Annotated in this window: 26 protein-coding genes; 16 read left to right on the plus strand and 10 right to left on the minus strand. The window is 72.3% G+C overall.

From position 1 onward, the window contains the following. Window positions 1-21 precede the first annotated feature (21 nt). The 3 genes from ABEB09_RS17760 to mshD all read right to left on the minus strand — a co-directional run bounded on the left by ABEB09_RS17760 (window position 22) and on the right by mshD (window position 1,791). Window positions 22-414, minus strand: coding sequence for a type II toxin-antitoxin system VapC family toxin (locus ABEB09_RS17760; RefSeq protein WP_345690899.1), 393 nt, complete (start codon window positions 412-414; stop codon window positions 22-24). Then, window positions 411-689, minus strand: coding sequence for a hypothetical protein (locus ABEB09_RS17765; protein ID WP_345690900.1), 279 nt, complete (start codon window positions 687-689; stop codon window positions 411-413). Before ABEB09_RS17765 ends, ABEB09_RS17760 begins: the two co-directional genes overlap by 4 nt. Before the next feature lie 166 nt (window positions 690-855). After that, on the minus strand, window positions 856-1,791 hold the full coding sequence (mshD, locus tag ABEB09_RS17770) for a mycothiol synthase (protein WP_345690901.1): 936 nt from the start codon (window positions 1,789-1,791) through the stop codon (window positions 856-858). A gap of 180 nt (window positions 1,792-1,971) precedes the next feature. On the opposite strand from mshD, the gene ABEB09_RS17775 reads away from it, so the two are divergent. Both ABEB09_RS17775 and ABEB09_RS17780 read left to right on the plus strand, forming a co-directional pair. Further along, a complete protein-coding gene (locus ABEB09_RS17775; RefSeq protein WP_345690902.1) occupies window positions 1,972-3,810 on the plus strand; it encodes a bifunctional metallophosphatase/5'-nucleotidase in 1,839 nt (612 codons plus the stop codon). Between the two features lie 137 nt (window positions 3,811-3,947). Further along, window positions 3,948-4,811 (plus strand): phosphatidylinositol-specific phospholipase C, encoded by an 864-nt coding sequence (locus tag ABEB09_RS17780; protein WP_345693975.1) that lies wholly within the window; start codon window positions 3,948-3,950, stop codon window positions 4,809-4,811. Here the strand turns inward: ABEB09_RS17780 and ABEB09_RS17785 are convergent. From ABEB09_RS17785 to ABEB09_RS17805, 5 genes are all read right to left on the minus strand, one after another. Beyond that, window positions 4,791-6,236 (minus strand): HAMP domain-containing sensor histidine kinase, encoded by a 1,446-nt coding sequence (locus tag ABEB09_RS17785; protein ID WP_345690903.1) that lies wholly within the window; start codon window positions 6,234-6,236, stop codon window positions 4,791-4,793. The two genes, ABEB09_RS17780 and ABEB09_RS17785, sit on opposite strands and share 21 nt — an antisense overlap. After that, window positions 6,233-6,964, minus strand: a complete 732-nt coding sequence (locus tag ABEB09_RS17790; protein ID WP_345690904.1) for a response regulator transcription factor — start codon at window positions 6,962-6,964, stop codon at window positions 6,233-6,235. Before ABEB09_RS17790 ends, ABEB09_RS17785 begins: the two co-directional genes overlap by 4 nt. A gap of 35 nt (window positions 6,965-6,999) precedes the next feature. After that, the gene (locus ABEB09_RS17795; protein WP_345690905.1) at window positions 7,000-7,995 is read right to left on the minus strand and encodes a S1C family serine protease; all 996 of its coding nucleotides are present in this window, start codon (window positions 7,993-7,995) and stop codon (window positions 7,000-7,002) included. A gap of 115 nt (window positions 7,996-8,110) precedes the next feature. Further along, entirely contained in the window at window positions 8,111-9,139 is a 1,029-nt protein-coding gene (locus ABEB09_RS17800; RefSeq protein ID WP_345690906.1) for a LacI family DNA-binding transcriptional regulator, read from the minus strand. 24 nt (window positions 9,140-9,163) lie between these two features. Further along, complete coding sequence (locus tag ABEB09_RS17805) at window positions 9,164-9,982, minus strand: winged helix-turn-helix transcriptional regulator (protein WP_345690907.1); 819 nt, start codon at window positions 9,980-9,982, stop codon at window positions 9,164-9,166. Between the two features lie 266 nt (window positions 9,983-10,248). Here ABEB09_RS17805 and ABEB09_RS17810 point away from each other — a divergent pair, with 266 nt between their 5' ends. The 8 genes from ABEB09_RS17810 to ABEB09_RS17840 all read left to right on the plus strand — a co-directional run bounded on the left by ABEB09_RS17810 (window position 10,249) and on the right by ABEB09_RS17840 (window position 15,349). Further along, window positions 10,249-11,154, plus strand: coding sequence for an alpha/beta hydrolase (locus tag ABEB09_RS17810; RefSeq protein WP_345690908.1), 906 nt, complete (start codon window positions 10,249-10,251; stop codon window positions 11,152-11,154). A 16-nt stretch (window positions 11,155-11,170) separates the two neighbouring features. Continuing rightward, window positions 11,171-11,425, plus strand: coding sequence for a MoaD/ThiS family protein (locus ABEB09_RS17815; protein WP_345690909.1), 255 nt, complete (start codon window positions 11,171-11,173; stop codon window positions 11,423-11,425). Beyond that, the gene (locus ABEB09_RS17820) at window positions 11,361-12,572 is read left to right on the plus strand and encodes a hypothetical protein (RefSeq protein WP_380841245.1); all 1,212 of its coding nucleotides are present in this window, start codon (window positions 11,361-11,363) and stop codon (window positions 12,570-12,572) included. The genes ABEB09_RS17815 and ABEB09_RS17820 overlap by 65 nt, the downstream gene beginning before the upstream one ends. A 117-nt stretch (window positions 12,573-12,689) precedes the next feature. Continuing rightward, window positions 12,690-13,379 (plus strand): LmeA family phospholipid-binding protein, encoded by a 690-nt coding sequence (locus tag ABEB09_RS17825; protein WP_345690911.1) that lies wholly within the window; start codon window positions 12,690-12,692, stop codon window positions 13,377-13,379. Window positions 13,380-13,566: 187 nt separating this feature from the next. Further along, window positions 13,567-13,647 (plus strand): putative leader peptide, encoded by an 81-nt coding sequence (locus ABEB09_RS34975; protein WP_425580066.1) that lies wholly within the window; start codon window positions 13,567-13,569, stop codon window positions 13,645-13,647. 150 nt (window positions 13,648-13,797) lie between these two features. Next, a complete protein-coding gene (locus ABEB09_RS17830) occupies window positions 13,798-14,643 on the plus strand; it encodes a sulfurtransferase (protein WP_345690912.1) in 846 nt (281 codons plus the stop codon). 30 nt (window positions 14,644-14,673) lie between these two features. Beyond that, complete coding sequence (locus ABEB09_RS17835; protein ID WP_345690913.1) at window positions 14,674-14,961, plus strand: DUF1416 domain-containing protein; 288 nt, start codon at window positions 14,674-14,676, stop codon at window positions 14,959-14,961. A gap of 121 nt (window positions 14,962-15,082) precedes the next feature. Beyond that, on the plus strand, window positions 15,083-15,349 hold the full coding sequence (locus tag ABEB09_RS17840; RefSeq protein WP_345690914.1) for a DUF3099 domain-containing protein: 267 nt from the start codon (window positions 15,083-15,085) through the stop codon (window positions 15,347-15,349). Here the strand turns inward: ABEB09_RS17840 and ABEB09_RS17845 are convergent. Next, window positions 15,343-15,705 carry a DsrE family protein gene (locus ABEB09_RS17845; protein WP_345690915.1) on the minus strand — a complete coding sequence of 121 codons (363 nt, stop codon included), beginning with the start codon at window positions 15,703-15,705 and terminating at the stop codon, window positions 15,343-15,345. The two genes, ABEB09_RS17840 and ABEB09_RS17845, sit on opposite strands and share 7 nt — an antisense overlap. A gap of 269 nt (window positions 15,706-15,974) precedes the next feature. Here ABEB09_RS17845 and ABEB09_RS17850 point away from each other — a divergent pair, with 269 nt between their 5' ends. The 3 genes from ABEB09_RS17850 to ygfZ all read left to right on the plus strand — a co-directional run bounded on the left by ABEB09_RS17850 (window position 15,975) and on the right by ygfZ (window position 18,025). Continuing rightward, a complete protein-coding gene (locus tag ABEB09_RS17850) occupies window positions 15,975-16,547 on the plus strand; it encodes a heme-binding beta-barrel domain-containing protein (protein ID WP_345690916.1) in 573 nt (190 codons plus the stop codon). 65 nt (window positions 16,548-16,612) lie between these two features. Next, entirely contained in the window at window positions 16,613-17,050 is a 438-nt protein-coding gene (locus ABEB09_RS17855; protein WP_345690917.1) for a Fur family transcriptional regulator, read from the plus strand. 9 nt (window positions 17,051-17,059) lie between these two features. Beyond that, a complete protein-coding gene (gene ygfZ / locus ABEB09_RS17860) occupies window positions 17,060-18,025 on the plus strand; it encodes a CAF17-like 4Fe-4S cluster assembly/insertion protein YgfZ (protein WP_345690918.1) in 966 nt (321 codons plus the stop codon). A gap of 93 nt (window positions 18,026-18,118) precedes the next feature. On the opposite strand, the gene dtd is transcribed toward ygfZ, so the two are convergent. Beyond that, complete coding sequence (gene dtd, locus ABEB09_RS17865) at window positions 18,119-18,544, minus strand: D-aminoacyl-tRNA deacylase (protein WP_345690919.1); 426 nt, start codon at window positions 18,542-18,544, stop codon at window positions 18,119-18,121. 115 nt (window positions 18,545-18,659) lie between these two features. On the opposite strand from dtd, the gene ABEB09_RS17870 reads away from it, so the two are divergent. The 3 genes from ABEB09_RS17870 to ABEB09_RS17880 all read left to right on the plus strand — a co-directional run bounded on the left by ABEB09_RS17870 (window position 18,660) and on the right by ABEB09_RS17880 (window position 21,591). After that, on the plus strand, window positions 18,660-19,250 hold the full coding sequence (locus ABEB09_RS17870) for an RsiG family protein (RefSeq protein ID WP_345690920.1): 591 nt from the start codon (window positions 18,660-18,662) through the stop codon (window positions 19,248-19,250). A 421-nt stretch (window positions 19,251-19,671) separates the two neighbouring features. Then, window positions 19,672-20,919, plus strand: coding sequence for a GNAT family N-acetyltransferase (locus ABEB09_RS17875; protein ID WP_345690921.1), 1,248 nt, complete (start codon window positions 19,672-19,674; stop codon window positions 20,917-20,919). 60 nt (window positions 20,920-20,979) lie between these two features. Next, complete coding sequence (locus ABEB09_RS17880) at window positions 20,980-21,591, plus strand: TetR family transcriptional regulator (protein WP_345690922.1); 612 nt, start codon at window positions 20,980-20,982, stop codon at window positions 21,589-21,591. Window positions 21,592-21,609 lie beyond the last annotated feature (18 nt).

The raw sequence follows: 21,609 nt of genomic DNA on the forward strand, positions 1-21,609 counted from the left end.
CCCCCGCCGTCGTAAGCGGGGTCAGACCTTGATCACGCGGACGCCGGGGCCGCACAGCGTGTGGAGGTCCTCGGGATCGGACGTCAGGACGGTCACGGGGGCAGGTGCGGCGAGTGCGGTGGCGGCGACGATGGCGTCGAGGGCGTATCTGTGGCCGTGCAGGCCTGCTCCGGCGAGGAGTTTGCCGGCGTGCCGGGCGATGGCTTCGGTGGGCGGGATGACGTTGACCCGGGAGACGGCGTAGTCGAAGCGGGCCTGGTTGATTTTGGGGTCGCGGGCTTCGACGAGAGTGACGGAGCTGATGGTGACGCGGATGTCCTCGGCTTCGGCGGCGGCGAGCCATTCGGTGAGCTCGGGTGTGCGTCGTACGAGTTGGGAAAGAGCTTCGCAGTCGAGGACGAGGGTGCCGCTCACGCGGCGTCCGCCGAGCCGGCCGTGTCGCCGCGCAGGAGCGCTCGCTTGGCCTCGACCGCTGCCTGGTCCACCGGCCCGTGCTCGGACTCCGCGTCTTCGATGAGTTCGCGCAGCCGGTCCCGTTCGAGCTGGCGCTGAATGAGGGCTTCGACGTAGGCGGACATGCCGCGCTTGCCGGTGCGGGCCTTGAGGGCGGCGATGGTGCCTTCGTGGAGGGAGACGGAGACCGGTCGGACGGGGCCTTCTCCGGGTGCCGGGTCGGGAGTGGTGGCCATGGAAGCACTTTAACAAAACTTTTGTTATTGCGTGGCGGTGGTGCGTCGCCCGGCGTGCGGCCTCGAGGACGGGACCGCTGCCGTCCTCTCTGCGCGGGGAGGGCGGAGGCCGCGCGCTCGGCGCCGCCGTACCGGTCACGGCGGCGCCACCCCGCGAGAAGCCCGTCTACGTCTCCGTCCGGTACATCAAATCCACCTCGTGCGTCGTGAAGCCCATCCCCTCGTACACCCGCAGCGCCGCCGTGTTGTCCGCGTCGACGTAGAGCATCGCGGTCGGTACGCCCTGCGCCGCCAGGTGGCGCAGGCCGATCGCGGTGAGGGCCTTGCCGAGGCCGCCGCCCTGGGCGTCGGGGGCGATGCCGAGGACGTACACCTCGCCCAGCTGCTCCTCGGCGTGGACCTTCGTCCAGTGGAAGCCGACGAGCGCGCCGTCCGCCTCGCGCTCCGCGAGGAAGAAGCCCTTCGGGTCGAACCACGGCTCGGACTTGCGGTCGTCCAGGTCCCGCTGGGTCAGGGAGCCCTGCTCGGGGTGGTGGGCGAACGCGGCCGCGTTCAGCGCCAGCCAGGCGGCGTCGTCCTGGCCGGGCACGAAGGCGCGGACCGTGATGCCGGGCGGCAGCGTCGGCTCCTCGATGTCCAGCGGGACCAGTGGCCGCCGGAGCTGGCGCAGTTCGCGGAAGAGGGTCAGGCCGAGGACCTGTGCCAGGTGCCGGGCCGCCGACTTGCCGCCGTGCGCCCAGACCCGCAGTCGCTTGCCGGAGGCCGCCAGCAGTGCGGAGCCCAGCGCCCTGCCGTGGCCGCGGCCCCGCTGCGAGGGGTCGACCACCAGCTCGGCCGCCGGGGCCTCGACCGGGTCCGTGTCCTCCAGCTGGGCGTACCCGACCAGCCTGCCGGACACCGTGAGCAGCAGGTGCCGTACGCCCTCGCGCCGCCCGCCGCGCAGCTGGAGCCGGCCCTGCTCGGAGACCGCCTGCATTCCGTCGGTGCGGGCGGCGTCGGCGATGAGGGCGAGGACGTCCTGGACCTGTTCGGGGGTGAGCTCGTCGTAGGTCTCGATACGTCGGCCCGGCTCGAGGGCCGATGCGGGAACGTCAGTCGTCATGCCTACGAGCCTACGGCGGCACCGGGCCGTGGTGGGGTGACGCTCGTCGGGTGAAGGCAACCAGGTCGTAACCATTCACCCCTGTTGCGCTACGCGCGTTGACTCTAGGCTGCGCTCGGCACACCTGTCGCGTGACGGTACGTAAGGTCATGCGGCGTCATAAGGGGAAAAAGGGGACAGATGTCAGCGATACGCCACAAGAAGCGCGCGGGTCGGAGGATGCTCGCCACTGCCGCGGGGATCGCCACCGTCGGCGCGCTCGTCGCCGCCATTCCGGCCGGCGCGGCCGAGGAGACCAGCACCGCGACCGCGACGGCGTCCGAGTCCTGGACGTACGGCAAGAAGGCCGGCCGGACCGTCGACGTACAGCTGCTCTCCTTCAACGACCTGCACGGCAACCTCGAACCGCCGGCCGGCTCCTCGGGCGAGGTGACCCACGTCCACGAGGACGGCACCACTCAGAAGATCAAGGCCGGTGGCGTCGAGTACCTGGCCACCCACCTGCGCGACGCGCGCAAGGACCACCGGTACTCGATCACCGCCGCGGCCGGCGACATGATCGGCGCGTCCCCGCTGATCTCCGGCCTCTTCCACGACGAGCCGACCGTCGAGGCGCTGAACAAGCTGGAGCTGGACGTCACCTCCGTGGGCAACCACGAGTTCGACGAGGGCGCCGCCGAGCTGAAGCGCATCCAGGAGGGTGGCTGCCACCCGACCGACGGCTGCGCCGAGGGCACGACCTACAAGGGTGCCGAGTTCCCCTACCTCGCGGCCAACGTGACGGACGAGAAGACCGGCAAGCCGATCCTCGACCCGTACTTCATCTGGGAGAAGGAAGGCGTCCGCATCGGCTTCATCGGCGTGACCCTGGAGGGCACCCCGAACATCGTCAACGCCGAGGGCATCAAGGGCCTGAAGTTCGGCGACGAGGTCGAGACGATCAACAAGTACACCAAGATCCTGGAGCGCCAGGGCGTCAAGTCCGTCGTCGCCCTGATCCACGAGGGCGGCGCCCCGGCCTCCCCGGCGTACAACTACGACTGCGACAGCCCCGGCCCGGGCGACGGCATCTCCGGCCCGGTCGTCGAGATCGCCAAGAACCTCAGCCCGCAGGTCGACGCCCTGGTCACCGGCCACACCCACCAGGCGTACGCGTGCACCATCCCCGACCCCTCGGGCAAGCCGCGCACGGTCACCTCGGCGGCGTCGTTCGGCAAGCTGTACACCGACACGACCCTCACCTACGACCGCGCCACCAAGGACATCGTCCGTACGACCGTGGCGTCCGCGAACCACGTGGTCACCCGTGACGTCGCCAAGGCCACGGACATGACCGACCTGATCGGCAAGTGGAACGCCCTGGCCGCGCCGATCGCCAACCGTCCGGTCGGCCACATCGCCGCGAACATCGACGGCCGCGGCTCCACCGCGTACGAGAAGCCCCTCGGCGACCTGATCGCCGACGCGCAGCTGGAGGGCCTCGCCCCGGCCGACAAGGGCGGCGCGCAGATCGCGTTCATGAACCCGGGCGGCATCCGCGCCGACCTGGTGCACTCGCGGTCCGGCCAGGAGGCGACGGACGGCATCGTGACCTACGGCGAGGCGTACACCGTCCAGCCGTTCACCAACATGATGACCACCGTCGACCTGACCGGCGCTCAGATCATCACCGCGCTCCAGCAGCAGGTCAGCGGCTCCAACGAGGCGTCCCCGAAGATCCTCCAGGTGTCGAAGGGCTTCACCTACACCCTGGACATGACCAAGACGGGTGCCGCGCGCGTCGACGTCGCGTCGGTGAAGCTGAACGGCCAGCCGCTGGACCCGGCCAAGACGTACCGGGTCGCGATGAACGAGTTCCTGTCGGGCGGCGGTGACGGCTTCCCGGCTCTCGCCCAGGGCAAGAACAAGCTGGTCGGCGCCTCCGACCTGGACGTCTTCATCGCCTACCTCGGCGCGCACTCCTCGGCGGGCTCCCCGCTGACGCCGCCGGCGGCGGACCGGATCACGGTCGTCAAGTAGACCTCCGGGCTTTCACAGCCTCCGGGCTTTCACAGGCCTCCGGGCTTTCGAGCGGGGCGGTGGACCGGCGTGGTCCACCGCCCCGCTCCCTTTCTCTTCACTCATTGATGTGTACGCGTCATACTCCGCTCATGGCCATGACCCGCCGCGCCGTCCTCACGGCCGCCCTCGCCCTCGGCGCCTTACCGGCATCCCCCGCCCACGCGTCCATCGCCCACGCGTCCGCCGCCCTCCAGGACTGGATGGCCGCCCACGCCGACGCCACCCCGCTCCGGGCGCTCACCATCCCGGGCACGCACAACTCGGGCGCGCCCTCCGGCGGGCTCTGGGTCGCGTGCCAGAACACGACCGTCGCCCAGCAGCTGGCGAGCGGGATCCGGTTCCTCGACATCCGCTGCCGGGTCACCGGCGACGCCTTCGCCATCCACCACGGCGCCTACTACCAGCACCAGATGTTCGGCGACGTCCTCATCGCCTGCCGCGACTTCCTCGCCGCGCACCCCGCCGAGACCGTCCTCATGCGGGTCAAGCAGGAGTACTCGCAGGAGAGCGACGCCGCCTTCCGGCGGATCTTCGACCTCTACCTCGACGCCAAGGGCTGGCGCCCCCTCTTCCGGATCGGCGACGGCCTGCCCCTCCTCGGCGAGGCCCGCGGCCGGGTCGTCCTGCTCGCCGACAACGCCGGACTGCCCGGCGTCCGCTACGGCGACGGGGCCCTCTTCGACATCCAGGACGACTACATGGCCGAGCCGACCGCCAAGTACCCGAAGATCGAGGCGCACTTCAGGAAGGCCGTCGAGCAGCCCGGCAAGCTGTACGTCAACCACGTCTCCACCGCAGCGCTGCTGCCGCCCCGCTGGAACGCCGACCGCCTCAACCCGCGCGTCCACAGCCTCGTGGACAGCGCCGGGGCGAGCGGCTGGCGCGGCCTCGGCATCGTGCCCATGGACTTCCCGAACACCCGCGCCGGACTCGTCGCGTCACTGCTGCGGCACAACTGACCCGGCCGCCCCGGGAGGCGGCGTCGGCGCGCCCGGCAGCCGGATCACCGCGCGCGTGCCGCCGCCCTCCGCCGGGGTGAGCGCCACCTCGCCGCCCGCCTGCCCGACCGTACGCGCCACGATCGACAGTCCGAGCCCCGAGCCCGGCAGCGACCGGGCCGACGGCGACCGCCAGAACCGCTCGAATACGTGCGGCAGCTCGTCCGCCGGGATGCCCGGCCCGTGGTCCCGCACGGTCACCACACCGTCCACGAGCGCCACCTCCACCGTCCCGCCCGGCGGGGAGAACTTCACCGCGTTGTCCAGGACGTTCACCAGCGCGCGCTCCAGCGCCGCCGCCTCGCCCCGTACGTACCAGGGGCGGACGTCCGCCGTGACCGTCAGCTCCGGGCCGCGCAGCCGCGCCCGCGCCAGGGCCGTGTCCAGGACCTCGTGCAGCGCGACCACCCCCAGCCGCCCCGGCGTCACCGCGTCCGGCCTGGACAGCTCCTGGAGATCGCCGATCAGCGAGGCCAGCTCCGTCATCTGGGCCTTCACCGACGCCATCAGCGCCCGCCGGTCGTCGGCCGGGATGGCCCGGCCCGTCTCCTCGCTGCGCGCGAGCAGCTCGATGTTCGTGCGCAGCGACGTCAGCGGCGTCCGCAGCTCGTGTCCGGCGTCGGCGATCAGCTGCGCCTGCCGGTCGCGGGACGAGGCGAGCGCGGCGGTCATCGCGTTGAAGGACCGCGACAGGCGCGCGATCTCGTCCTCGCCCTCCACCGGGATGCGTACGGTCAGGTCCTCGGTACGGGCGACGTGCTCGACCGCGTCCGTGAGCCGGTCCACGGGCCTGAGCCCGGCCCGCGCCACCCACAGCCCGGCGGCGCCCGCGCCGACCACCCCGATCCCGGCCAGCGCGGTCAGCAGCAGTGCCAGCCGGCTGAGCGACTTGTCGATCTCGGCCGTCGGCCGGGCCAGCGACACCGCCACCTCGACCGCCGGCCCGCCCGGCAGGACGACGCTGTCGCGCACCGTGTGCACGCGGACGGTCTCGCCGCTGTCGGTCGTCGAGGTGTGCAGGGCGTCGTCCACGGTGCCGTTCGCGACCGCCACATCGGCCGGCCGCACCTTCACCGGACGCGAGTACTGCGCCACGCAGCGCGCCCCGTTCACGTCCACGACCTGCGTGTACGCGAACCCGGGGCGGCCCTGCGCGGCGGGCTCGCCCACCGGCGTACGGCACTGACGCAGCGTGTCCCGCACCAGGTCCGGCGGCGCCGCCGTGTTGCGCAGCGACGTGTCCAACTCGTCGAAGAGCTGTGCCCGCGTCAGCAGCCAGGCCGCCACGGCCACGCCCGCCACCGCCACGGCGACCGCCGTCGCGGTCAGCAGCGCCAGGCGGGAACGCAGCGGCAGCGCCCGGAAGCGCCGCACGGGGTCCCTCACTCGCCACCTCCGTCGCGCAGCACATAGCCCACCCCGCGCACGGTGTGCACCAGCCGGGTCTCGCCCCCGGCCTCCGTCTTGCGCCGCAGATACATCACGTACACGTCCAGGGAGTTGGAGCTGGGCTCGAAGTCGAAGCCCCACACCGCCTTGAGGATCTGTTCCCGGGTCAGCACCTGGCGCGGATGCGCCAGGAACATCTCCAGCAGCGTGAACTCCGTACGCGTCAGCTCCACGCGCCGCTCGCCCCGCGTCACCTCACGGGTGGCGAGGTTCATGCGCAGGTCGCCGAAGGCCAGCACATCGCCGTCGGGCTCCCCGCCGGCGGCGCGGGCGGCGGCGTACGAGCTGCGCCGCAGCAGCGCCCGGATCCGCGCGAACAGCTCGTCCAGCTCGAACGGCTTCACCAGGTAGTCGTCGGCGCCCGCGTCGAGGCCGGTCACCCGGTCGCCGACGGTGTCGCGCGCGGTCAGCATCAGGATCGGCACGGTCGAGCCGGACGCCCGGACGCGGCGGGCCGCGGTCAGACCGTCCATGCGGGGCATCTGGATGTCGAGGACGACGAGGTCGGGCCCGTACGCCGCGATCTTCTCCAGCGCGTCCACGCCGTCGACGGCGACCTCCGTCCCGTACCCCTCGAAGGCGAGGCTCCGCCGGAGCGCCTCACGGACGGCGGGCTCGTCGTCGACGACGAGGATGCGCTCGGGCTCACCGGTGCTGCTGTTCATGTGCCTCAGCGTCGCACGCGCCCCGTCTCACCCGCTCAGTCGTCCCCGCCCGAGCGGAGCTTGTCGAGGTCGGCCTTCACCGTGTTGACCGGGATCGCGAAGCCGAGGCCGACGCTACCCGCGGTGGAGCCGTCGGCGCCGCTCGGCGAGTACATCGCGGAGTTGATGCCGATGATCCGGCCGTCCATGTCGATCAGCGCGCCGCCGGAGTTGCCGGGGTTGAGGGACGCGTCGGTCTGGATCGCCTTGTACGTGGTCTTGGACGAGCCGGTGTCGCCGTTGAACTGGCGGCCGCCGAACTCGAAGGGCCAGCCCTGGCGCGGGTCGCGCTGCTGCTGCCCGCCGTCGTCCTGCTTCGCCACGGTCACGTCCCGGCCGAGCGCGGAGACGATGCCGCTGGTGACGGTCCCCGTCAGCCCTTCCGGGGAGCCGATGGCGACGACCTGGTCGCCGACCCGCACCTGGTCGGAGTCGCCGAGCGTGGCGGCCTTGAGTCCCTTGGCGCCGCGCAGCTTGATGAGCGCCAGGTCCTTGTCGGGGGCGGTGCCGACGACGTCGGCCGCGTACGTGCTGCCGTCGCTGAGCCGGACCTTGATCTCCGAGGCGCCCGCGATCACGTGGTTGTTGGTGACGATCTCGCCGTCCCCGGTGATGATCACGCCGGACCCGGTCGACTGCCCCGCCGTGCCGGCCGCCCGGATCTCCACGATGCTGGGCGACACCGCCTGGGCGACCCCGGCGACGGTCCCCTTGCTGGACTGCGCCACGGTCGTACCCGGCACGCCCGTGGACGGAGCGGCCGCGTCGCCGCCCGACCACCGCTGGGCCAGGGCCCCGGCGCCCCCGCCGACGGCGGCCGCAGCGATGGCGACGGCGGCGATCAGCCCGACCGGCCCCCGCGCCCGCCGTCGCGCGTGCCCCGGAGCGGGCGCGTACGCGGGCGGCGGAGGGTGGCCCGGGTCGTGGAACCCGGCGTACTGCTGCGGTTCGTCATTCCCCTGGCCGCCGCTGCGGCGGAAGTAGTCGGTCATGGGTACGACAGTGCTGCTCGATCATGAAAAGAATCTGAGCGCGCCCTGAGAAGCCCGACAGAAGTGCGTATGCCCGATATAAAGGCGCCGGGGTTCCCTGTAGCGACGCGTATGCCTACGCCCCGTTGCAGCCGCAGCTGCGGCGCACGACCAGGGCCGAGGGGAAGGACTTCACCCGCTCCCGCCGCGAGCCCGCGACCCGGAGCCCGTCGTCCAGCACCAGGTCCACCGCCGCGCGCGCCATGGCCGGCCGGTCCGACGACACCGTCGTCAGCGGCGGGTCCGTCAGCGCGGCCTCCTTGACGTCGTCGAAGCCGGCCACCGCCAGATCGCCCGGCACGTCGAGCCGCAGCTCGCGCGCCGCGCGCAGGACGCCGATCGCCTGGTCGTCCGTCGAGCAGAAGATCGCCGGCGGCCGGTCGGGGCCGGACAGGATCTTCAGGGCCAGCTCGTACGCGTCGTAGCGGTTGAACGGGGCGTGGAAGAGACGGCCGTCCGTGGAGCGGCCGGACTCCAGCATGGCCCGCCGCCAGCCCTCCACGTGGTCGGTCACCGGGTCGCCGATCGCCGGCGTCGACTCGATGCCGCCCAGACACGCCACGTATGCGTGGCCGTGCTCCAGCAGGTGCCGCGTCGCCAACTGCGCGCCGCCGATGTCGTCCGTCACGACCGCGACGTCGTCGATGGCCTCGGGCCGCTCGTGCAGCAGCACGAGCCGCGCGTCCCACGCCTCGATCTCGGCCGCGGCCCGCTCGCTGAGTCCCTGGCTGACCAGGATCAGCCCGGCGACGCGCATGCCGAGGAACGCCCGCAGATAGTGCAGCTCGCGTTCGTCCCGGTAGTCCGAATTGCCGACCAGCACCATCTTCCCGCGGTCGGCGGCGGCCCGTTCGACCGCGTGCGCCATCTCGGCGAAGAACGGCTGGCGCGCGTCCGGGACGATCATGCCTATGAGGTCGGTGCGCCGGGACGCCATCGCCTGGGCCACCCGGTCGGGCCGGTAGCCCAGCTCCTTGATCGCGGCGAGGACACGCTCGCGCGTGGCCGGGGCGACCGGCCGGGGTCCGTTGTTGATGACGTAGCTCACGACCGCGGTGGAAGTACCCGCCAGTCGTGCCACGTCGTCCCGCGTCACCTTGGCCACGCGCGGCAGTCTACGCGGGGTGACCTACCTCTGGGCAGGTCGTACGGCCGCTTCCTGTGCCTCTTCCTTGTCCGCCATACGGAGGACGTCCGGCGTGGCGGCCTTGGCACGGGCCTCCGCGCGTGCCCCCGCACGGGCCTCCGCGCGCGCCTCCTCGGCGGCCCGCTCCACCTTCTCCGGCGCCACGAAGCGGTAGCCGACGTTGCGGACGGTGCCGATCAGCGACTCGTGCTCGGGGCCCAGCTTGGCGCGCAGCCGCCGTACGTGGACGTCGACCGTGCGCGTACCGCCGAAGTAGTCGTAGCCCCACACCTCCTGGAGCAGCTGGGCGCGGGTGAAGACCCGGCCCGGGTGCTGCGCCAGGTATTTCAGCAGCTCGAACTCCTTGAAGGTCAGGTCCAGGACCCGGCCCTTCAGCTTGGCGCTGTACGTGGCCTCGTCGACCGACAGGTCGCCGTTGCGGATCTCCATGGGGGAGTCGTCGGCGGTGACCTGCTGGCGGCCCGTCGCGAGCCGCAGCCGCGCCTCGACCTCGGCCGGTCCCGCCGTGTCCAGCAGGACGTCGTCGATGCCCCAGTCGGCGGTCACGGCGGCGAGCCCGCCCTCGGTGACCACCAGGAGCAGCGGACAGCCCGGCCCGGTGGAGCGCAGCAGCTGACACAGCGAGCGCACCTGCGGCAGGTCGCGGCGGCCGTCCACGAGGATCACGTCGGCCCCGGGGGTGTCGACGAGCGCCGGCCCCTCCGCGGGGGCCACCCGGACGTTGTGCAGCAGCAGACCGAGGGCCGGGAGCACCTCCGTCGACGGCTGGAGGGCATTCGTCAGCAGCAGCAGTGAACTCATCGCGCCCCACCTGCCTGGGTCGTCGTCCGGCCTGTCGTCGTGTCGTCGTGCACGGTCAGCTCGCCCATGACGTCGGTTCCTCCTCGGTTCGTGCGAGGACGTTTGCGGCACTGCTCCGTACGGCGTCGCACGGCTTCGTACCGCGTCGTACGGGGGCTCCCGCGCCCTTGAGAGCCTTTGTTCACCTGCCTGTAACAACGGCCGGAAAACACAAAAGGACCCGGGGGCTGCTTTGCCCGGATCCTCTGCCAGCCAGAATAGCCCACATGAGTTCCGGGACAGAGGGTCCATTTCACAGTGTGGATGTTTCCTCGCTCACTCGCGGCTCCCTGGGCGAAACCTTGCGTCAGTCTTTGCGGACTTCTGACGCGGTCCGCCTGGAGGCCCGCTACGACCCCTGCGCGACCGGTCCGGCCGACACCGCGATCGTCGTGGCGCACGGTTTCACCGGCTCCGCCGACCGGCCGGCGGTACGGCGCGCCGCGCGGGCCTTCGCGCGGCACGCGGCCGTCGTGACCTTCTCCTTCCGGGGCCACGGCCGCTCGGGCGGGCGGTCCACGGTGGGCGACCGCGAGGTGCTGGACCTGGCGGCGGCGGTGTCCTGGGCACGGGAGCGCGGGCACGCGCGCGTGGTGACGGTCGGCTTCTCCATGGGCGGCTCGGTCGTCCTGCGCCATGCCGCGTTGTACCGGGAGCGCACGGGGGCGCACACCGACGCGGTGGCATCCGTCAGTGCGCCCGCGCGCTGGTACTACCGGGGGACGGCGCCCATGCGCCGCGTCCACTGGCTGATCACCCGCCCCGAGGGGCGGCTCGTCGGCCGGTACGGGTTCGGCACCCGGATCCACGACCGCGCCTGGGACCCCGTACCGCTCTCGCCCGTGGAGGCGGTGCCGCTCATCGCGCCGACGCCGCTGCTGATCGTGCACGGCGACCGCGACGCGTACTTCCCGCTGGACCACCCCCGGATGCTGGCCGAGGCCGCGGCCGGCGACGCCGCCGAGCTGTGGCTGGAGCCCGGCATGGGCCACGCCGAGAACGCCGCCGACGAGGCACTGCTCGACCGGCTCGCCCAGTGGCTGACGGCGTCCTCGCCGCCGCAGTCGCCTCCGCGGGCGCCGGGGGCGGCGTCGTCGGAGGCACCGCCGGCGTGGCCCATCATGGAAGCCTGACGAAAGGAGCCCTCCTATGGCAGCGGGAACCATCCGCTACTGGGCCGCGGCCAAGGCCGCCGCCGGTGTCGCCGAGGAGCCGTACGCGGCGGAGACCCTGGCCGACGCGCTGGACGCGGCGCGCGAGCGGCACCCCGGCGAGCTGGTCCGGGTGCTGCAGCGGTGCTCGTTCCTGGTGGACGGCGACCCCGTGGGCACGCGCGGGCATGAGACGGTACGGCTGGCCGACGGCGGCACGGTCGAGGTGCTCCCGCCGTTCGCAGGAGGGTGAACCGCACAGCATGAGCAGCGACCAGCAGTACCCGTACGACCCCTACGCGGACCCCGACGTCGCCCAGACGTGGCAGGGCCAGACCTGGGACACGCACTACCAGCCGGTCGTCCAGCCGCCGCAGCAGGCGGCCGAGACGACCATGTACCTGCCGCCGCAGAACGCGGGCTCCCACCCGCTGCCCCCGCAGGCCCCGGCCGCCGACGCGCCCACGGCGTACCTCCCGCCGGTCACCGAGGACGGGCCGCAGCAGTCGTACGGATACGACGCCCGCGCGTACGCCCCGGAACCGGCCGCCGCCGCGCCGGCCCACGCTCAGGACCGGCCCCAGGCCCCCGAGCCTTCCGCCGCCCCCGAGTACAGCGCGCCCACCACCATGGGCAACGCCCGGATCACCGACGCCCAGCGGGCCCGCGCCGAGGGCCGCTCGCCCATCATCGAGCCGGGCATCCAGCCCGCCGCGCTGACCGCCCTGCTCGGCGCCCTGCTCGCCGGGGGCGCCGCCCTCGGCACGTACGGCCTGCTGCTCCCGCTGGTGCTGCTCCAGGCGGTGACCGCGGCCGGCTGGTTCCGGCTCAACGGCATGTGGCCCGCCCGCCAGGGCATCGCGCTCGCCTTCGCCGGCGGGCTCGTCGCGGACGGCGTGCTCCTCGCCGCCGGCAAGGAGCACGGCCCGGCCGCGATCCTCGGCACGCTCGGCGTGTGGGTGCTGCTCGTCCTGGTCCTCCAGCTCCGCAGCCACGCGGCGCCGGAGGAGCGGATGTACGGGCTGATGGCGACCGTCGCCTCGTCCGCGCTGGCCGTCGTCGCGGCCGGCTACCTCGCGGCATCGGCGGACGCGGTGGTCGTGGGCGCCCTCGCGGTGGCCGCCGCCACGGTGGCCCGCGCGTTGCCGCTGCCGGGGCCCGCGTCGCCGGTGGTCGCGCTGCTCGCGGGTGCGGGCGCGGGTGTCGCGGCAGGCGGGGCGACCGGCCTGGGCGCGCAGGGCGCGCTGCTCGGTCTGGCGGCCGCGGCGTGCGCGCTGATCGGGCTGCGGGTGGCCAGCTACGACTACCCGTCGCGGTTCGTCCACATGACGGCCGGTGTGGCGCTGCCGCTCGCGGTGGCCGCGCCGCTCGTGTACGTCCTGGGCCGCACCCTCGCCTGAGCGGGCCCGCCGGGGCGGGGGAACCAATCGGTAACCCCGCTCGTCGATCATTGACGTCGGCGGAAGCCGGGCGCGAACAGGCGGAGCCGGGCACGAACGGGCGGGGGAGACCAGCCAATGCGAGCACTGCGAATACTGCTGATCACCGGGGTGATCCTGGGTGGCCTCTTCGCCCTCGTGGACCGCCTGGCGGTCAACTACGCGGAGTCCGAGGTGGCGAGCAGGATCCAGGCCACGCAGGGCGTGTCCGGGACCCCGGACGTCTCCATCGCCGGCTTCCCCTTCCTCACGCAGGTCCTCGGCAAGGAGCTGGACCGGGTCGACGTCACCCTCGCGGGCGTGGAGGCCACGGCCGGCGGCCGCACGGTCAGGGTCAACGAGCTGAACGCCGAGCTGCACCGGGTGCGGCTGGAGAACAACTTCGAGCGGGCGGTCGCCGAGAGCGCGACCGGGACGGCGCGGATCTCGTACGACGACCTGCGCAAGGCGTCGAAGGACGACATCACCCTCGCGTACGGCGGCAACGGCAAGATCAAGGTGACCGGCAGCGTCGAGGTGCTCGGCCGCAAGCTCACGCGCAGCGTCCTGTCGACCGTGAGCGTCGTCGACGGCGACACGCTGCGGGTGCGCGCCGACAAGGTGCCCGGCGAGGGCATCCCGGGCATCGAGGAACTGGTCCGCGAGCGCACCGACTTCGACCGCCGGGTCGGCGGCTTCCCGGCCGGACTGAAGATCCAGAAGGTCGAGGCGCTGCCCGAGGGGCTGGCCGTCACCGTGGTCGGCAAGGACGTCGTCCTGGCAGGCTGAACGGCCCGATGGCCACATGGTGAGACAGGGTTGTCCGCACCCTAGACGAACTGCGGGAACGCCCCCGGGGAGACCGGCCGCGAGCCGGCCCCGGGGGCTTTCTCGTCCCAAGAAGTGGACGATCGCGTCTCATCATGCGACACGCCGGTGACACGGTCGCCTGTCCGTCCCTACGATCGGTCCCATGATGAAGCGACAGGCGGATCTCACGAAGCGGCGGGCAGTAGACCTGTGCCGCGTCGCCGCCATGCTCTGTCGCGGTGTCTGATCGCGGGCCCGCAACCCCGCGTTTTTCGGCCCTTCACCGCAGGGGGCCTTCCCCGTGCCGTAGCCGCCCCGCACCCTCGTACGCGTAGAGCGCTCGGCGCGACCTGCCGTATCCGCACCCCGCCGCACACTGCCCCGGAGGAGAAACAGCATGAGCCGCAGCGACGTCCTGGTAGACGCCGACTGGGTCGAGGCCCACATCGACGACCCCAAGGTCGTCATCGTCGAGGTCGACGAGGACACGTCGGCGTACGACAAGAACCACATCAAGAACGCCGTCCGGATCGACTGGAAGAAGGACCTCCAGGACCCGGTCCGCCGCGACTTCGTCGACCAGGAGGGCTTCGAGAAGCTACTCTCCGCGAAGGGCATCGCCAACGACGACACCGTCGTGCTCTACGGCGGCAACAACAACTGGTTCGCCTCGTACGCCTACTGGTACTTCAAGCTGTACGGCCACGAGAGCGTGAAGCTCCTCGACGGCGGCCGCAAGAAGTGGGAGCTGGACTCCCGCGACCTGGTCGACGGCTCCGCGGTCCCGAACCGCCCGGCCACCGAGTACAAGGCCAAGGCGCAGGACACCTCCATCCGTGCCTTCCGTGACGACGTCGTCGCCGCGATCGGCAGCAAGAACCTCGTCGACGTCCGCTCGCCCGACGAGTTCAGCGGCAAGCTCCTCGCCCCGGCGCACCTCCCGCAGGAGCAGTCGCAGCGCCCCGGCCACGTGCCGAGCGCCCGCAACATCCCGTGGTCGAAGAACGCCAACGACGACGGCACCTTCAAGTCGGACGACGAGCTGAAGGCCCTCTACGCCGAGGAGCAGGTGGACCTGGCGAAGGACACCATCGCCTACTGCCGCATCGGTGAGCGCTCCGCCCTGACCTGGTTCGTCCTGCACGAGCTGCTGGGCCAGGAGAACGTCAAGAACTACGACGGCTCGTGGACCGAGTACGGCTCGCTCGTCGGCGTGCCGATCGAGCTCGGCGCCAACAAGTAATCCCGCCCCGACCTGGAGGACAGATTCATCATGTGTGGAGCACAGGCCGGCGGCCCGGACGCTTCGACGATCAAGCCCGGTGAGACCACGATCCAGGGTCAGGTGACCCGCGAGGGCGAGCCGGTGACCGGCTACGTCCGCCTGCTGGACTCGACCGGCGAGTTCACCGCCGAGGTCCCGACCTCCGCGACCGGCCAGTTCCGGTTCTACGCGGCCGAGGGCACCTGGACGGTCCGCGCGCTGGTGCCGGGCGCCACGGCCGACCGCACGGTCGTCGTGCAGACCGGTGGCCTCGCCGAGGTCGCGATCGCCGTCTGAGACGGCACGCCGTCCCGCGACGGCACCCTTTGACGGCCGAGGGGCCGCACCTCCTGGGGGTTGGACGCTTTCCAGGCTTGAGGTGCGGCCCCTCGGTCCTGTCCGGTCTTACCCTGGAATCGTGTACGCACGGCGTCGGCACACGTACTTCGTGCTGATGGGCGCCTGTCTGGCGCTCTTCGTCAGCGCGTGGGCCTTCGTGCGCCTGTGGTCCGTGGAGGTCGCCGTCGGGATGGCGTTCGCCGCGATGCTGCTGCCGCCGCTGGCCGCGTGGGCGGCCAACCGGCGGGGCCCGGACGACCGCTGGTGGGACGACCCGTCCGGGGACCCGCAGTCCGACGAGTGGTGGGACGAACTGGACGGCAAGAAGAGGCGGGGGCCTCAGTAGACGAGCGCCTGCACGCCCTCGCCCATGGTCTCGCTGACGAAGACCTGCGCCCCGGCGATCCGTACGCCCTCGATGACGTCCTTCTCCGTGATCTCGCGCCGTGCCGCGCACTGCGTGCACAGGGTGATCCGGCCGGCCGCCTGGACCGCCTCGATCAGATCCGGCAGCGGCGCCGCGTGCGGCAGCTCGAACTCGGCCGCACGCCCCGGCAGGGCGAACCAGGACGACTCCCCGGTCAGCCAGAGCGACACCTCGACCCCGCTGGCCGCGGCGACCGCCGCCACCGTGAAGGCCTGCGAGCAGCGCTCGGGGGCGTCGGCCCCGGCGGTCACCTTGATCACGAGCTTCTTCGCCATATCCGGAACTGTAGTGCGCCCGCCCACGACGTGGTCACCGGCGGACCTCACACGCCGGGGCCGGGGCCCCACCCATTAGGCTGGGACCCGGCCCCCATACCGCCCACCGCTCACCGAGGAGCACCCCGTGCTTGAGGCTTTCTTCTCCGCCCTGCTGGTCCTGGTCTGCGTCGGCGTCCTCGCCTTCGCCGGTCTGACCGTGAAGAAGCTGTACCAGGGCCAGCGCTGATCCCGACCGTCCCACGAACAGATCGCCAGAGCAGCCACTCATGATCCACATCCCGTCCGACCTGCACCCGGACCTCGTCCCCCTCGCGTTCCTCCTCGGCACGTGGGAGGGCGCGGGCGTGTCCGACTTCCCTGGCGCCGAGAAGTGCAACTTCGGCCAGTCCGTCACGTTCAGCCACGACGGCCGGGACTTCATCGAGTACGTCTCCCGCTCCTGGGTCCTCGACTCCGAGGGCAACAAGGTCCGCCCGCTGGAGAGCGAGAGCGGCTACTGGCGCATCGACAAGGACCGCAAGGTCGAGGTCGTCATGGTGCGCGACCAGGGCGTCGTCGAGATCTGGTACGGCGAGCTGGCCGACCAGAAGCCGCAGATCGACCTCGCGACCGACGCCGTCGCCCGTACCGCGGCCTCCGGCCCGTACAGCGGTGGCAAGCGGCTCTACGGCTACGTGAAGAGCGACCTCATGTGGGTGGGCGAGAAGGCCACCCCCGAGGTCCCGCTCCGCCCGTACATGTCCGCGCACCTGAAGAAGGTCGTCACGCCGGAGGAGGTCGAGGCCATGGCCAAGAACCTGCCCGACCTGCCGGACGACGGCATCGCCTTCTTCCGCTAGGCGTCATCCGGCCTGCCTTTGGACAGGCCCTGGGAATTCCGGTCGGTGCTCCTACACTGGACGGCGTGGTGAGCACCGACTGGAAGAGCGATCTTCGGCAGCGAGGCTACCGGCTGACGCCCCAGCGTCAGCTCGTCCTCGAGGCGGTGGACGTGCTGGAGCACGCGACCCCCGACGACATCCTGACCGAGGTGCGCAAGACCGCCTCCGGCATCAACATCTCCACCGTCTACCGCACGCTGGAGCTGCTGGAGGAGCTGGGCCTGGTCAGCCATGCCCACCTCGGCCACGGCGCCCCCACGTACCACCTCGCCGACCGCCACCACCACCTCCACCTCGTCTGCCGGGACTGTACGAACGTCATCGAGGCCGATGTCGAGGTGGCCGCCGAGTTCACCGGCAAGCTCCGCGAGACCTTCGGCTTCGACACCGACCTGAAGCACTTCGCCATCTTCGGCCGGTGCGAGGACTGCACAGCGAAGCGGTCGAACAGCGGGTCGTAGGCTTTACGCATGAAGAGCCCTCTGCTGTCCCTGCCCGGCGCGGTCCCGGCCGAGGGACGCGACGAAGGTGTCGCCGCCCACTACGGCGACCCGTTCCGTGAGCAGCGCGCCCTCGCCGCCGGCACCGGCCTCGTCGACCTGTCGCACCGCGGCGTCGTCACCGTGACCGGCGACGACCGGCTGAGCTGGCTGCACCTGCTGCTCACGCAGCACGTCAGCGAACTCCCGCCCGGCCGGGCGACCGAGGCGCTGATCCTTTCCGCGAACGGTCACATCGAGCACGCCCTGTCCCTCGTCGACGACGGCGAGACGGTCTGGGCCCACGTCGAACCCGGTACGCAGGACGCCCTCCTGGCCTACCTGGAGTCGATGAAGTTCTTCTACCGGGTCGAGGTCGCCGACCGCACCGGCGACTTCGCCGTCGTGCACCTGCCGGCCGGCTCCGTCGCCGAGGCCCCGGACGGCGTCGTCGTACGGGAGACCCCGTACGGCCGCGACCTGTTCCTGCCCCGCGACGGCCTGGAGGCGTACGCCGCGGCGAACGGCCCGCTCGCCGGGACCCTCGCGTACGAGGCGCTGCGCGTCGAGGCGCACCGGCCGCGGCTCGGCTTCGAGACCGACCACCGCACCATCCCTCACGAGGTGGGCCTGATCGGCACGGCCGTCCACCTCCAGAAGGGCTGCTACCGCGGTCAGGAGACCGTGGCCCGCGTCCACAACCTGGGGAAGCCGCCGCGCCGGCTGGTCTTCCTGCACCTCGACGGCAGCGAGGTGCACCTGCCGCCGCACGGCGCCCCGATCCGCCTCGCCTCGGACGGCGAGGAGGGCCGCCAGCTCGGCTTCGTCACCACGGCGGTGCGCCACTACGAGCTGGGGCCCATCGCGCTGGCCCTGGTCAAGCGGAACGTGCCGGTCGACGCGCCGCTGGTGGCCGGGACGACCGCGGCCAGCCAGGAGACGGTCGTCGAGCCGTAGGGACGTAGGGACGGTCGTCGAGCCGTAGGGACGTAGGACGCTCGTCGAGCCGTAGGGCGTCCTACGGCCGTAGGCGTCGTACGGCCGTAGGCCTCAGACCTCCAGCAGTACGGTGAACGGGCCGTGGTTGGTGAGCGAGACCCGCATCTCCGCACCGAAACGGCCCGTCTCCACCCGCGCCCCCAGCTCCCGCAGCCGCGCCACGACCTCGTCCACGAGCGGCTCGGCCACCTCGCCGGGCGCCGCCGCGTTCCACGTGGGGCGGCGGCCCTTGCGGGCGTCCCCGTAGAGGGTGAACTGCGAAATCACCAGCAAGGGTGCATTCACGTCCGAGCAGGACTTCTCGCCGTCCAGGATGCGGACGGACCAGAGCTTGCGGGCCAGCTGCGCCGCCTTCTCCGGGGTGTCCCCGTGCGTGACGCCGACGAGGACGCACAGCCCTTCGCCGACGATCTCCCCGACCGTCTCCCCGGCGACCTCGACCCGTGCGCCGTCGACCCTCTGTACCACTGCTCGCATACGCCCCAACTTACCGAGGGCCGAACGGGTGCAGAGCACCTGCACATCGCATGCGGGAGTGGCACCATGCGTTCAGGCGGTGCGCCTGAAGCACCGGTCGAGGGGACGGATTCTCATGAGCACACCCGGAGCCGGGTCGACGCCCGGTCCCACATCGATGTCCTGCACGGGCTCAGGCGTCGAAAGGTCCCGCCCACCGATACAGCGGACCGCCGAACCGACCACGGACCTGAGGGCCCTGCGGCTGGACGAGCTGCGCGCGCTGCGCCGCGACTCGCACGGCGACGAGGCCGACCTCAGCTATGTGCGGCGGCTGCTCCAGGGGCGCATCGACATCCTGCGCGCCGAGCTGGCGCGGCGCGCGGCGCCCGAGGTGCCGGTGGTGCACCGGCTGCCGGAGATCCTCGCCGACGCCCCGTCGCGGCGGCACGGCCGCCCCTCGTCGGCGCGGCACCTGACGCTGTCCACGCCGCGCAGCGAGGAGTACCGGCGGCTGGCCGCCGACATGCTCGCCGAGGTCGAGCTGTCCGACCTGGAGGCCCGTACGGACGAGGAGCTGCACGAGGCGATGGGCCGGCTGGCCCGCTACGAACAGCAGGTCTCCCGCCGCAGGCAGGAGCTCCAGCGCACGGCGGACGGCTGCAGCGCGGAAATCGCCCGCCGCTACCGAGAGGGCGAAGCCCAAATCGACGACCTCTTGGCGTAACGCCTCCGCCATTCCTCGTCGCGCGCCGGCGCCGCCGTTCTTCGCCGCGGGCCGGCGCCGCCGTTTCGCTGTGGCTTGCGCCGTGGTTTCCGCTGTGGGCTGGTGCCGCCGTTTCGCTGTGGGTAGTCGTTCCGCCTGGGGGTCCCCCCTGGACGTAGTCCTTGGGGGAGGAACGGGTGGGCACAGCGGAACGGCCCCCCGGCCTGAGGGCCCGCCCCCTGCGCGCCACGACGGTGGGTGGGTCCGGGGGTGGACCGGGGGTCACGTGCTCAGTGGCTTGCTCGGGGGCCATGACAGCGAAGCGTCCAGCGCCGCCAATCCTGCGCGCGCGACCCCCGGTCCACCCCCGTCCCGTTGTCGGGCGGCTCACCGCCGGGAAAAACAGGTGCGTGCCGGTGGGGCCGCGTGTCAGCGTGGCCCGATGACCTCCCTCGTCGTGCGGCCCGTTGACGACTCCGAGTTCTCCGACTGGCTGCGTGCCCTCAACACCGGCTTTCTCCGCGCGCCGGCCGTGACGGACCACGAGGTCGCGGTCAGGGCCGCCCACTGGGACGTGTCCCGTATGCAGGGGGCGTTCGAGGACGGGCGCTGCGTGGCGACGTTCCGGGCGTTCGCGCAGGAGCTGACCGTGGTCGGCGGGGCGACCGTGCCCGCCAGTGCCGTGACGAACGTCAGCGTGTCGGCCACGCACCGGCGGCGCGGGCTGCTCAGCCGGATGATGGCCGCCGAGCTGGCCGCGGCGAAGGAGCGGGGCGACATCGTGTCGACGCTGATCGCCGCCGAGTACCCGATCTACGGGCGGTACGGCTACGGTCCGGCCACCTGGACCACCGAGTGGGCGGTGGACGTACGCCGCGCCGGGCTCGACCCGCGCTGGTCGGGCCCCGAGGACGGCGGCCGCGTCGACCTCGTGGACGGGGCGACCCTCCGCAAGCTGGGCCCCGAACTGCACGACCGGCTCAGGGCCGTACGCCCCGGCGTGGTCAGCCGCAGCGTGCGGGACTGGGAGCGCCGTACGGGCGTGGACGTGCTGCCGGCGGACCACTGGACGGAACCGTTCCACGCGACGTACCGCTCGGCCTCGGGCGAGGTGGAGGGGTACGTCACGTACGCCTGCGACGACCGGTGGGACGACGGCAAGCAGCCGGTGAACACGGCGACGGTGCGGGAGCTGCTGGCGGTGACGCCCGCCGCGGAGCGCGCGCTGTGGCACTACCTGTGCGCGATCGACTGGGTGATGCGGGTGCGCAGCGGCTACCGGGCGCCGGACGACCTGCTGCCGCTGCTGCTGCCGGACCCGCGGGCGGCGAAGGTGCTCACGCACGCGGACCTGATGTGGGTGCGGATCCTGGACGTCGCCCGGGCGCTGGAGGCGCGGACGTACGCCGTGGCGGGGTCGCTGGTCCTGGACGTACGGGACGGGGCGGGGCTCGCGGGCGGCAGGTTCCGGCTGGAGGCCTCGCCGGAGGGGGCGGTGTGCACACCGACCGGCGCGCCGGCGGATCTGGTGCTGGACGTGGCGGAGCTGGGGGCGCTGTACCTGGGCGACGAGTCCGTGGCGCGGCTGGTGGCGCTGGGCCGCGTCGAGGAGGCCCGGCCGGGGGCGGCGGCCACGGCGGACGCCCTGCTGCGCACGCCGCGCCGGCCGTGGTGCCCGGACATCTTCTGAGCCCGGCGGCGGGTCCTACGATGGCGTCTTTGGCGGCGCCGAGCGGGACGGACGGATGACATGGCGGGTCTGCGGGAGCGCAAGAAACAGCAGACGTACCGGGTGATCTCGGACACGGCGATCGCGCTCTTCCTGGAGCGGGGGTTCGACCGGGTGTCGGTCGCCGAGGTCGCGGCCGCCGCGGAGGTGTCGAAGCCGACGCTGTTCCGGTACTTCCCGGCCAAGGAGGACCTGGTCCTGCACCGGTTCGCCGACCACCGGGACGAGGCGGCGCGTGTGGTGACCGGGCGCCCGGAGGGCGTCGGGCCGCTGGAGGCGCTGCACCGGCACGTACGGGACGGGCTGGAGCGCCGCGACCCGGTGACCGGGCTGTCCGACGAGCCCGACGTGCTGGCGTTCCACCGGCTGCTGTACGGGACGCCCAGCCTGGTGGCGCGGCTGTACGCGTACCAGGCCGCGTCCGAGGAGGCGCTGGCGGAGGCGCTGGGCGGCGGGGTCGCCGCGCGCCTGGCGGCGGGCCAGATCGTCGCCGTGCTGCGGGTGCTGGCGGAGGAGAACTGGCGGCGGATCGAGGCGGGGGAGGGCGCGGACGCGGTGTACGCGGACGCGGTGGCGGCCGCTGAGACCGCGTTCCGGCAGCTGAGGACGGGGCTCAGTTTCGTTACTCGGTAATGAAAGTTACTCGGTTGC

This window comes from Streptomyces coeruleoprunus, from assembly GCF_039542925.1.
Taxonomy (GTDB): domain Bacteria; phylum Actinomycetota; class Actinomycetes; order Streptomycetales; family Streptomycetaceae; genus Streptomyces; species Streptomyces coeruleoprunus.